Genomic DNA, 11,378 nt, shown 5'->3' with positions numbered 1-11,378 from the left:
GTCACTGACCAGCCTGCTGGCCGCCGTCCACGTGCAGCACCTCGCCGGTCACGAACTTCGCGTTCTCCAAGTACGTGACCGCGTCGACGATCTCCTCGATCTCGCCGAGCCGGCCGACCGGGTGCAGTGCGGCGAGGAACTCGTGCGTTTCCTCGGGGTGCATCGGCGTACGGATGACGCCTGGCGAGACGGCATTGACGCGGATGTTGCGGGTCGCGTACTCGGTGGCCAGGGACTTGGTGGCGGAGTTCAGGCCGCCCTTGGTCAGTGCGGCCAGCACGGCCGGGACACTGCTGAAGCCGCGGTCCGCGAAGGTGGTGGTGATGCTGACCACGTGGCCACCGTCGGGGTTCTCGAGCATCGCCGCGATCGCACGGCGGGTGATGTCGAAGAAGCCGCGCAGGTTCAGGCCGGTGGTCAGGTCGTAGTCCTCGTCGGTGTAGTCGGTGAACGGCTTCGCGACGAAGATGCCGGCGTTGTTCACCAGAGTGTCGATCCGGCCGAACGTCTCCAGACCCTGCTCGATCACCCGGGCGCCGACGCCGGGCTCGGCGAGATCGCCGGGTACGGCCAGCACTTCGGGGTCGTCGGACGGAGTGATCGTGCGCGAGTTCGCGACGACGGCGTAGCCGAGTTTGCGGTACGCCGCGACGAGTCCGGCGCCGATGCCCTGGGACGCACCGGTGATGACGGCTACTTTGCGGTGGTTCATGGTTCTCGCTCTCCTCGAGTGGATTTACTTCGATCGTTGTCGAACCATCGGCGCTTTTCCACGACCGGCTTGCTCCCAGCTGAGAGGCGCGGCCTACTAGGCTGCGGGCGTGGAGCTGCGCCAGTTGCGGTACTTCGTGGCGGTCGCCGAGGAGCTGAACTTCGGGCGGGCCGCGACCCGGTTGCACATCGCCGGCCCGTCGTTGTCGCAACAGATCAAGTCGCTCGAGCGCGATCTCGGCGTACGGCTGTTCGAGCGCGATCGCCGAACCGTGCGGTTGACCGCGTTCGGCGAGACGTTGCTGCCGCAGACGCGGGCGTTGCTCGAGCAGGCCGATACGTTGCGACGTACTGCTCGGGGGTTCGCGGCGAGTGAGCCGGTGCGGTTGGGCTACGTCAGTTGGCGGCCGCCGGATCTGGCGGAGCGGGTGTCCGGGGTCGCGCAACTCCTTGTGGATGCCTGGGTGATGCCATCGCACACGCAGGCCGGGCGGGTCGCGGACGGCAGCATCGACCTGGCGATCTGCTGGGTGCGTGCGACCGACCTCGCCGAGCAGGAACTGGCCGGCTCGCTGCTGGGTGCGGATCGGTTGTTCGCGTTCTCGATCGGTGACGACTCGCCCGTGCCGGCGCGCGACACGGTCGTGCTGGTCGACGCGGACACCGAAGCGTGGGCCTCGTGGAACATCTACGCGGTGGAGTTCGCCCGCGCCACCGGCGCGTCAGTGGTCCGCATCGAGGACCACGGCATCACCGGTCCTGCGTTCTACGACCATGTACGTCGGCTCGGACGCCCGGTCGTCAGCTCGCCGAAACGGGACGCGACCCCGCTCCCGCGCGACTTCGCCCGCCGCCCGGTCGTCGACCCGATCCCGTTGTGGACCTGGGCTTTGGTGTCACGCCGCGCCGAGGAAAGACCCGCCGTACTCGCGACCGTCGAGGCGCTGACGCGGGATGTGAAGGTGGAGTTCGATGCCCGCGCGTGCTGGTTGCCGGCCGACGACCCGTTCCGCGCAGAACTCGGCGCTTGACGGACGCCCAGGCCATCACAATGTCCCGCGCCGGCGAGGTGCCCGCGGGAGTCGGCCCGGTGGGCGCAATTGTGATGGCATTGGCGTCCGGCTACCAGGCCTTGGCGTTCGGGTACGGCGTCAGGCGGTAGCCCGTGTGGGCGGAGAACTCGGCGGAGAGGGCGAAGCGGTCGCCGCGAACGATCGTGTGCCGCCACTCGACCGGGCGGTTCTGCGCGGTGCCCCGGCGGATGATCGAGAAGACCGCGGCGTCGTCGGGGCAGTGCAGGAGCGCGCGCTCGGCCGGGCTCGGGTTCATCGCCCGGATGTCCTCGCGCCCGTGGTCGAGGTTGATGCCGGTGCGTTCTGCCAGCTCGTTGTAGAGGCTGGTGTGGGTGAAGTCCGCGTTCAGCAGCGGCTCGGCGAGGGCGGCGGGCAGCCAGACGCGATCGAGGGCGAGCGGCTCGTCACCGGCGTACCGGAGACGCTCTAGGTAGAGCAGGGGGATCGACCCTTCGAGGTCGAGGCGAGCGGCGACCACGCCGTCCGCGCGCAGGTCGAGTGCCCGTACGACGCTGTGCTGCGGCAGGCCCGATTCCTCGACGGAGGAGAACAGGCTGTACAGCGCGCCCATCGGCTGCCGGATCTCCGGTGCTGTCGCGACCCGCGGCTGCCGGCCGCGCTCCGCGACGATCAGCCCGTCGGTACGGAGCTGACCGAGCGCCTGGCGAACGGTGTGCCGGCTGACCGCGTACTCCTCGACCAGCGCGAGCTCGCCCGGGAACGCGTCGTCGAACTCCCCGGAGCGCAGCCGGTGTACCAGATCCTCCTGCAGTTGCTTCCACAACGGATCTCCACCGGCCCGGTCGAGCCTGCGCACGGTCACCCAGTTCCTCCCAGTTGCCAAATGTCCGGTCATCTCCTACCGTGAATGTACGTACATTTCTCGCAGGAGGGAACCGGCTAGTGGTGCAGCTTGAGGTTAGGCCACCTCACCCCCACCCCGCCGCTCCCACCGTCCGTCGCCTCGGCTCTGCCGTACGGCGCCTGCGAGGGTTGTGGATCGTCCTCCTGGTAACCGCGGTGGCAGTCCCGCTCGGGCGGCTCGTGCCGCTCGTCGGCGGACCGGTCTTCGGGATCCTTCTCGGCGTGATCGCGGGCAGTGTGATCCCGGCGCTGCGCTCGGAGGTCTGGCGGCCCGGGTACGACTTCGCCTCGAAGACATTGCTCCAGCTGTCGATCGTCGTACTCGGCACCGGGTTGTCGCTGCAGCAGGTCGCGCGCGTCGGCGTCTCGTCGTTGCCCGTCATGCTCGGCACGTTGGCGCTCGCCCTCGGCGGTGCGTGGTTGTTCGGCCGGATCCTCGGCGTCCGTGGCGACACCCAGATCCTGATCGGCGTCGGCACCGCGATCTGCGGCGGCTCCGCGATCGCGGCCGCGACCGCCGCGATCGGCGCCAAGCGCTCGTCGGTCGCCTATGCGCTTGCGACGATCTTCACCTTCAACATTGTCGCCGTACTGACGTTCCCCCCGCTCGGCCACCTGATAGGCATGAGCTCGGAGGCGTTCGGGTTGTGGGCCGGTACGGCTGTCAACGACACGTCGTCGGTCGTCGCGGCCGGGTATGCGTACAGCCAGGCTGCCGGCGACCAGGCGATCGTCGTGAAGCTGACACGGTCGCTGACCTTGATCCCGATCGTGCTGACGCTGGTCGCGCTGAAGATCCGGCGCGAGAACCGTGTCGCCCGCGCTCTCGACGCCGCGGCCGAGGGGTCGTACGCAGGCGCCACGGCATCGATTCGTAAACCGTTGCCGTGGCGCAAGCTCGTCCCACTGTTCCTGATCGGCTTCATCGCCGCCGCGGGCCTCCGCTCGGCCGGCGCCGTACCGTCAAGCTGGCTGCCCACGCTGACAATCGTTGGCAGCACCCTCATTACCGCCGCCCTCGCCGCGATCGGCCTTTCCTTGCGCCCGCGCGAGCTGCGCGACGCAGGACCCAGGCCACTCCTCCTCGGAGCGATCCTCTGGGTCCTGGTCGCTGTCGGCAGCCTCGGGCTTCAGTCCTTCTCGTAGGCGGCCTGGCGGTCCTGCACTGCCTTGATCCGCGGTACGTCGAGCTTGTTGCTGCGGTCGAAGTTGTAGATGCCGTTCTCTTCCTGGAACACGTCGGTCAGCTGCGTGTAGCAGTAGCCGAACATCAACTCGTTGTCGAGCAGCGCGTCGACCAGGCCGGCGAAGCGGGCGTAGAAGTCCTCTTCGTTCGCGACCCGCTGTCCGTAGCCCCAGGAGTCCGCGGAGTTCCCGCTCTTCCCGGCGGCCGCCTTCTCCGCGTTCCACCAGATGCCGCCGAACTCACTGCAGAAGTACGGCTGGCCGTCGTACGCCAACGAGATCGGCTTGCCCTCGGGGCCTCCGGTGTTGCTGTACGGCTTGTGGTTCACCAGATCAGCCATCTGCTTCGCGAACTCGGCCGGGTCCTGCTCGTAGTTGTGCGAGTCCCAGACGTCGGTCTCCGGTACGCGGTGGCTGTAGCCGGAGGCGTCGAGCACGGGGCGGGTGGTGTCGGCGGCCTTGGTGGCCAGGAACATCGCGCGGGTCACGTCGTCGAGTTGCGTGATCCGGTCGTGCAGCAGCTGGTGGGTCTCGTTCAGCGGGCACCAGCCGATGATGCTCGGGTGGCTGTAGTCGCGTTCGACCGCCTCGAGCCACTGGCCGACGTACGACGCGGTCGGCTGTTGGTTGTCCTTGTCGGTGTTGCCGACGCCGGAACCCCAGTCGCCGAACTCGCCCCAGACCAGGTACCCGAGCCGGTCTGCGTGGTACAGGAACCGCTCCTCGAACACCTTCTGGTGCAGGCGCGCGCCGTTGAACCCGGCCGCCAGGCTGAGCTCGATGTCGCGGACCAGCGCCTCCTCGGACGGCGCGGTCATCAGGCTCTCCGGCCAGTACCCCTGGTCCAGCACGAGCCGCTGGAACACGTGCTTGCCGTTGATCAGGATCGCCTTGCCGTTGATGCTCACCGACCGCAGGCCGGCGTACGAGTCGGCGCCGTCGACCACGTTGCCGTCGGCATCGATCAGCTCGAGGCCTACGTCGTACAGGTGCGGATCCGTGGTGTCCCAGAGGCGGACGCGGTCGGCCGGGATCTGCAGCGTCAGACGCGGCGCCAGGTCGAGGTCGGCGCGGACCTGGTGGCTGACGATCTCTCCGTCCGCGTCCTTGAGAGTGGCCTTGATCGTGTAGCCGGCCTTGTTCGCCGAGACCGGTACCTCGAGGTGGAACGCCGTGCCTGCCACGTCCGGCGTAATCCGCGGGCGCTTCAGGTGCACCGTCGGGACCGCTTCGAGCCAGACGGTCTGCCAGATGCCGGTGGTGCGGGTGTACAGGCATGCGTGGTTGAAGTACAGCTGGCTCTGCTTGCCACGCGCCTGCGGGCCGCGGTGCGTGTCGCGGGCGCGGACGACGATGGTCGCCTGCTCGCCCGGCTTGGCGACGTGGTGCAGGTTGGCGCTGAACGGGGTGAACCCGCCGCGGTGCCGGACCACCTCCTCGCCGTTCACCCAGACGGTGGTGTCGTGGTCGACGGCCTGGAAGTGCAGTACGGCGTCCTTGCCGTCCCACTCCGCGGGGATCGTGACGGTGGTGCGGTACCAGACCGCCTCCATGAAGTCGACGTCCTCGATCCCGGACAACTCGGTCTCCGGCGCGAACGGTACGACGATCCGCTGGGTCAGCTCGCGTTCCCGCAGGCCGCGCTCCAGCCCGGAGTCCGACCGGTCGATCTCGAACTGCCACTCGCCGTTCAGATTCACCCACTCGGGGCGGACGAACTGCGGACGCGGGTATTCCGCACGAGGCTGCGACATTGTTGTCTCCCGTGGTGCTTGATCGGTGGCGGGACACGAGCACTTTACAACGTTGGAATAGGCTCGGCAATGGCCAGTTCCAGTCACCGGAAACAGGCTGCTCAGGGCTGGGTGAAGAGGGCAGCGTTGAGGAAGTCAGCGGCGAAGGTTCCTTCGCGGTCCGGATGCACGGCGCGGAGCTCGATCGGGGTCAGGGCGCCGAAGATCGTGCGGAGATCCTCGACGGAAAACGTCATACCGCCGTACGTGTCGCCGGTCGTGACCACGTCGAGGTCGCTGGGCATCTCCATCCGCTCGGCGGCGAACGTGACGATCCCGAACCGCCCACCGGGGCGCACGAGCGGCAGCACCCGCTGCAGGTACGTGATCCGGCGGTGCGGGGCGATGTGGTGGAAGCACCCGGTGTCGTACACCACGTCGTACTGACCGGCCGGCAGCGGATCACGCAGTACGTCGACCGCTGTCAACGTCACAGCGGCGGGCATCGTCGGCCGTACCGTGTCGAGGAGGTCCGCGGCCAGGTCGATCCCGTCGACGGTCGCGCCCTGCTCGGCGAACCACCGGGTGTTGCGGCCCGCGCCGCAGCCGACGTCGAGAACCCGCGCATTCTCGAGCTCTCCGAGCAGACCTCGCTCGTGCCAGTCGACCAGCGGTTCGTCCGGGAGTTGGGTGGCGAGCGGATGGCCGGGCGTGGTCAGCAACCCGGTCCAGTACTCCGCGGCGGAGGTGCTGGAGCGGTCCCCTCGCCCACTCGAACTCACCACCTGATCGAGCACATCGAGCAACTGGTCAACTGTGAAAATGCGAGGTCCCGTCACCAGTGAATTCTACCGGAATTCCCTTTGCGTAGCAGTGTGTTCCGGGCTGATCGACGTACTTTCCCCAGGGTGCCGTGCGGGTGTATCCGCTCGACTCGTAGAGGGCGATTGCCTCGGGCTGGAGCTCACCTGTGGACAAGCGAAGCATCGGGTAGCCGGCAGCGCGAGCGGCCGTTTCCAGACCGGCCAGCAAGGCGCGCGCGTATCCCCGCCCGCGTGCGGCCGGGGCGACGTACATCCGCTTCACCTCGCCGTCCCCTGGATGCTCGCTGTCCGGCCCGAACGCCTGTACGGCGCCACACCCGACGGCATGCCGCGCGTCGTCGAGCACCACGAAGTACCGCGCACCGCGCTTGACCTGCGACCGCCCCTCGGCCCCGTACTTCGCGACCAATTCGCCGTAGGCCGCCGCCAGCAACTCACCCAACTCGAGGTCCTCCGCCGACCGCTCCTCCACGATGTGCTCCACCCCCGCATCGTAAGAGCAGGTGTGCCGGTACGGCGGCGCGCCCTAGGATGTTGCTCGATGCAGCGTTTCTGAAGGTGTAGGTACGTCGTGGCGGGCCCTGGACGGGGTCGGCTCGATCTGGCGTGCCTGCGCCGCGCCTCGACTGTTCTGTCGATCGCGAGCCTTCAGGAGCCTTCTTGTCCGGCATTGTCATGCCCTGCATCACCGATCACCTTGTCCTGCGCACCATCGACGGCGCGACCGACCTCCTCATCGAGGAACTGCGGGCGATGGCGTCGATCCACTCGATCCGTCAGGCGTCCGTCGACACCGTCGAGTGCACGATCGACGGCCCGCTCGACGAACTCGCCGCCTGTGGTCTGTACTCGACGCTCGCCCTACGTGACCTCGACCAATCACTGCGAAGCGGAGCCCTCAGCAACCTTCCGCACCCTGTCCGCTTTCGCGTCGGGACGGCCGATCCGACCCAGCGACGGGAGATGATCAACGCGACCGAGCAACGATTCGGCTGGCTGAACCGCCCGGCCAACTGGGACGTCAACCTCGTCCCGTCCGCCGCCGGGTGGATCGCGGAGTTCGGTCCGCTGTCGTGGACGCGGCGATTCGGCCGTTCGGAACGGTTGCCTTGGTCAACCAACCTGATCGTCGCCGAGGTGCTGGTCCGGTTGGCAAAGATCCGCCCCGGCCAGCACGTCGTAGACCCATTCTGCGGCACCGGCACCATCCTCCAAGCGGTACGCCGCCAACACCCCACCACCCGCCTCCTAGGCCTCGACCACGACCCCCAAGCCCTCCAAATCGCCGCCAACAACGCCCTCAGCACCGCGACCAACAACACCCGCACGATCACAGACGACGACGCCCTCAGCACCGCGGCCAACAACACCCTCACGATCGCGGGCGGCGACGCGCACACGATCGCCGACGGCGACGCACTCAGGATCGCGGGCGGCAACGCACTCGGTATCGCGGGCGGCAGCGCACTCGGTATCGCGGGCGACGACGCGCACACGATCGCCGGCGGCGACGCACGCAGGATCACGGCTGGCGACGCACTCAGCATCGCGGCCGGCGACGCCCTAAGGATCGCTGGCGGTGACGCGCACACGATCGCGGGCGGTGACGCGCTTAGGATCGCGGCCAACAACGCCCTCAGGATCGCGAGTGGTGACGCGCTCGCCGGCGGCGAACTCTCCCTCGTCCGGGGCGCGGCGGATGCTCTTCCGCTTGCGTCCGGCAGCGTGAATCGGGTGGTTGCGAATCTCCCGTTCGGCAAGCAGGTCGGCAGTCATCGCGCCAACCGCACCCTCTATCCCGCCGCACTGGCCGAGATCGACCGGATCCTGACCGCCGACGGCCGCGCCGTGCTCCTCACCGAGGACAAACGCCTGCTCCACAGCGCGATCGAGAGGCAGCGCGCCCTGAAGGTCGTGCGTCAGCGCGTGCTCAGATACAACGGCGCGACCCCGACCGCCTACGTCCTCAGCCGGACCCGTCTGGCCAGAACCACCACTGCACGATAACATCGCCAAATGGCGATTGGTCAGGTCGAGGTTAACGAGGCGACTGCGTTGGCGGTGGCCGGTTGTTTGTTCCACGGGTTCAGTGATGCTTCGCGGTTGGCAATCGTGCGGCATCTCGCACTGGGTGAGCACCGGGTCGTCGACCTGACCGAACACCTCGGACTCGCCCAGTCGACGGTCTCCAAGCACCTCGCGTGCCTGCGCGACTGCGGGCTGGTCGAGTCGCGACCCCAGGGCCGGGCGTCGATGTTCAGCCTGTCGCACCCCGAGGCGACGATGGACCTGCTGGCCGCAGCCGAGCGCCTCCTAGCCCTAACCGGCGACGCCGTCGCCCTCTGCCCGAACTACGGCCTGACACACGACGCGACCACCGCACCGGAGCCCAGCCATGACTGACCCGCTGCACCCAAGCCAACCCTCCAGTGAACCGCTGCACCCGAGCCGAACCGCTGGTGATCCGGCGCGGCCGAGCCGAGCCGCTGGTGACCCGGTGCGGCCGAGCCGTACCTCGGGTGAGCTGCTGCGCCCGAGCCGAGCTACGGGTGAACCGTTGCGGCTGAGCCCAGTCGCGGGTGAACCGTTGCAGCTGGGGGCTGCTTGGGTGGTGGATCCTGTTGAGCGTCGCCGGTTGGGGAAGCGCGCGCAGTTGCTGGCCGGTGCGTCCGTTGCGTACAACGTGGTTGAGGCGGTCGTTGCGATCACCTCCGGGTTGGTGGCCGGCTCGGTCGCGTTGGTCGGGTTCGGTCTGGACTCGGTCGTCGAGGTCTCCAGCGGACTGATCATCCTGTGGCAGTTCCGCCACCCGTTGCCCGAGTCCCGCGAACGTCAAGCCCTTCGTCTGCTGGCGTTCTCATTCTTCGCACTCGCGGCGTACGTCGGCTTCGAGTCGATCCGCACGCTGATCACCGGAGCCGATCCCGAGACGTCTCCGGTCGGAATCGGTCTGGCGATCGCGTCCCTGATCGTGATGCCGTTCCTGTCGTGGGCACAACGCCGTACCGGAAAGGCGCTGGGATCGAACGCCGTCGTCGCGGACTCGACGCAAACGCTCTTGTGCACCTACCTCTCGGCGGTGCTCCTCGTCGGGCTCGTCCTGAACGCGACCCTCGGCTGGTCCTGGGCAGACCCGATCGCCGGCCTGCTCATCGCAGCCGTCGCAGTACGCGAAGGAATCGAAGCCTGGCAAGGCAAAGGCTGCTGCTCCCCCCTCGGCGGCCCGTGCCGAGACTGACACCGCACCGTGCAACAGCCAACCGTTGCGATCCGGCGAAACCCAAGCAAGCGAGCGGCCCACCCTCAAACCACCTGCCAGTCCACACCACATCCCACGCAGCTCATCCCAGGCACCACTTCCTGCACAGCACGTCCCGGGTGTAGCGGGTCCCGGGTGCAGCAGGTCCTGAGCACACCACGTCCCCGTCACGGGCGCGTTCCGGGCACGCCACGTCCTGAGCACAGCATGTCCCAGTCACTACGTCCTGCACAGCACGTCCCGGGTGCAGCAGGTCCTGAGCACACAACGTCCCGGTCACGGCGCCTCCCGGGTACGGCGCGTCCTGTGCGCAGCACGTTCCAGGCGTACCACGTCCTGAGCACAGCACGTCCCGGGCGCAGCGCGTCCCGGCACTGCGTCTCCCGGGTGCGGCGCGTCCTGTGCGCAGCACGTTCCATGCGTACCACGTCCTGAGCACAGCACGTCCCGGGCGCAGCGCGTCCCGGCACTGCGTCTCCCGGGTGCGGCGCGTCCTGCGCGCAGCGCGTTCCATGCGTACCACGTCCTGAGCACAGCACGTCCCGGGAACAGCACGTCCCTGCACGGCGCCTCCCGGGTACGGCGCGTCCTGCGCGCAGCATGTCCGGGGCATAGCACGTCTCGGGCGCAGCACGTCCTGTACAGCACGTGCCGGGCGCACCAGGTCCTGGGCGCGACACGTCCTTAATCCAGGCGAACCACGTCCCGGGCGCAGCATGTCCCGAGCGCAGCATGTCCCGGGTGCAGCACGTCGTGTGCGGCTCGTGCTGGGCGTACCACGTCCCGGCACGGCGCCTCCCGGGTACGGCGCCTCCCGGGGACGGCACGGCCCGGCATACCGCGTTCCGGGCGTGGCTGGAGAGAGGTGTGCGCGGCGGACTAATCGGCTGCCCGCGGATCGTCACGCCTGGTGGGGTCAGGTCGTGGCGAAGGAGGGTGGGCCGGTGTCGGAGTTGTTTGGGGCGTGCTCGCCCCAGACTGCGAAGCGGGCTGCTTCCGCGCGGGTCGACTCGTCGGCGTGCCAGCGGCTTGGTCTTACATCCGGTGCTGCGGGCGCGGTGGTCTCATCCCAGGGATCGTCTTGTGGGGTTGAGATTCGGGGCGTTGGGTTGTCGGCGTGCGTCGGCTCGCCGTCCGATGGCTCCGAGGGCGTGGGGTGGTCACCCGGTGGCTCGTGTGCCCGGGAGACGGCCTCCGATGATGCAGAGGGCGTGGGGTGGTCACCCGGCGGCTCGTGCGCCCCGGAGGCGTCGGCCGCTGGACCCGAGGGCGTGGTGTTCTCGCGCGGTGGCTTGGGTGCCCGAGGTGCGCCGTCCGGTGGTTTGTTTGCCCGCGGGGCGTCGTCCGCTGGGGCCGAGGGCGTGGGGTGTTCACCCGTTGATTCGTGCGCCTGGGATGGGTCATCGGGTGGGCTCGTGGGCGTGGGGCGATCACCTGGCGACTCGTTTGCCCAGGATGGGGCGTGCGGTGGGTCTGAGGGCGTGAGGCGCTCGCCTGACGGCTCGTGTACCCCGGAGGCGGTGTCCGGTGGGCCTGCGGGCGTGTGTCGATCGCCCTGTGGCTTGTGTGCTCGGGGTGTGTTGTTGGGTGGTTGGTGTGGGCGGGTTGGTGGGTCGGCCCAGGTGGGTCTGGTGACGTGGACTTGGCCGTTGGTGATGGTGATGGTCCAGTGGCCGTGGTGCAGGTCGGTGTGGTGGCGGCGGCAGACGAGAGGCTGTCGCATGAATCG

Annotated in this window: 10 protein-coding genes; 5 read left to right on the top strand and 5 right to left on the bottom strand. The window is 68.5% G+C overall.

The features are described from left to right. Position 1: 1 nt before the first annotated feature. Entirely contained in the window at positions 2-712 is a 711-nt protein-coding gene (locus EV651_RS23610; RefSeq protein ID WP_133787429.1) for an SDR family NAD(P)-dependent oxidoreductase, read from the bottom strand. A 109-nt stretch (positions 713-821) separates the two neighbouring features. Between EV651_RS23610 and EV651_RS43110 the strand changes: the two genes are divergently transcribed. After that, positions 822-1,742 carry a LysR family transcriptional regulator gene (locus EV651_RS43110; RefSeq protein ID WP_133787428.1) on the top strand — a complete coding sequence of 307 codons (921 nt, stop codon included), beginning with the start codon at positions 822-824 and terminating at the stop codon, positions 1,740-1,742. 91 nt (positions 1,743-1,833) lie between these two features. On the opposite strand, the gene EV651_RS23600 is transcribed toward EV651_RS43110, so the two are convergent. Then, complete coding sequence (locus tag EV651_RS23600) at positions 1,834-2,607, bottom strand: GntR family transcriptional regulator (protein WP_202870479.1); 774 nt, start codon at positions 2,605-2,607, stop codon at positions 1,834-1,836. Between the two features lie 197 nt (positions 2,608-2,804). Here EV651_RS23600 and EV651_RS23595 point away from each other — a divergent pair, with 197 nt between their 5' ends. Next, positions 2,805-3,794 carry a putative sulfate exporter family transporter gene (locus EV651_RS23595; protein ID WP_238157147.1) on the top strand — a complete coding sequence of 330 codons (990 nt, stop codon included), beginning with the start codon at positions 2,805-2,807 and terminating at the stop codon, positions 3,792-3,794. Here EV651_RS23595 and EV651_RS23590 read toward each other — a convergent pair. From EV651_RS23590 to EV651_RS23580, 3 genes are all read right to left on the bottom strand, one after another. Then, complete coding sequence (locus EV651_RS23590; RefSeq protein WP_133787426.1) at positions 3,779-5,587, bottom strand: glycoside hydrolase family 2 protein; 1,809 nt, start codon at positions 5,585-5,587, stop codon at positions 3,779-3,781. The genes EV651_RS23595 and EV651_RS23590 overlap by 16 nt on opposite strands. A gap of 101 nt (positions 5,588-5,688) precedes the next feature. Then, positions 5,689-6,405 (bottom strand): bifunctional 2-polyprenyl-6-hydroxyphenol methylase/3-demethylubiquinol 3-O-methyltransferase UbiG, encoded by a 717-nt coding sequence (locus EV651_RS23585; protein ID WP_166658738.1) that lies wholly within the window; start codon positions 6,403-6,405, stop codon positions 5,689-5,691. Then, positions 6,377-6,874: a GNAT family N-acetyltransferase gene (locus EV651_RS23580; protein ID WP_238157146.1), complete on the bottom strand. Its 498-nt coding sequence runs from the start codon at positions 6,872-6,874 to the stop codon at positions 6,377-6,379. The genes EV651_RS23585 and EV651_RS23580 overlap by 29 nt, the downstream gene beginning before the upstream one ends. Positions 6,875-7,050: 176 nt before the next feature. On the opposite strand from EV651_RS23580, the gene EV651_RS23575 reads away from it, so the two are divergent. From EV651_RS23575 to EV651_RS23565, 3 genes are all read left to right on the top strand, one after another. Beyond that, positions 7,051-8,397, top strand: coding sequence for a methyltransferase (locus EV651_RS23575; RefSeq protein ID WP_133787424.1), 1,347 nt, complete (start codon positions 7,051-7,053; stop codon positions 8,395-8,397). Between the two features lie 9 nt (positions 8,398-8,406). Further along, the gene (locus tag EV651_RS23570; RefSeq protein ID WP_133787423.1) at positions 8,407-8,793 is read left to right on the top strand and encodes a metalloregulator ArsR/SmtB family transcription factor; all 387 of its coding nucleotides are present in this window, start codon (positions 8,407-8,409) and stop codon (positions 8,791-8,793) included. A gap of 205 nt (positions 8,794-8,998) precedes the next feature. Beyond that, positions 8,999-9,628, top strand: a complete 630-nt coding sequence (locus tag EV651_RS23565) for a cation diffusion facilitator family transporter (protein ID WP_370353220.1) — start codon at positions 8,999-9,001, stop codon at positions 9,626-9,628. The last annotated feature ends 1,750 nt before the right edge of the window (positions 9,629-11,378 follow it).

It is taken from the genome of Kribbella sp. VKM Ac-2571 (assembly GCF_004362255.1).
In the GTDB taxonomy this organism is placed as follows: Bacteria; Actinomycetota; Actinomycetes; order Propionibacteriales; family Kribbellaceae; genus Kribbella; species Kribbella pratensis.
This window is presented reverse-complemented; position numbering and strand designations above follow the sequence as displayed.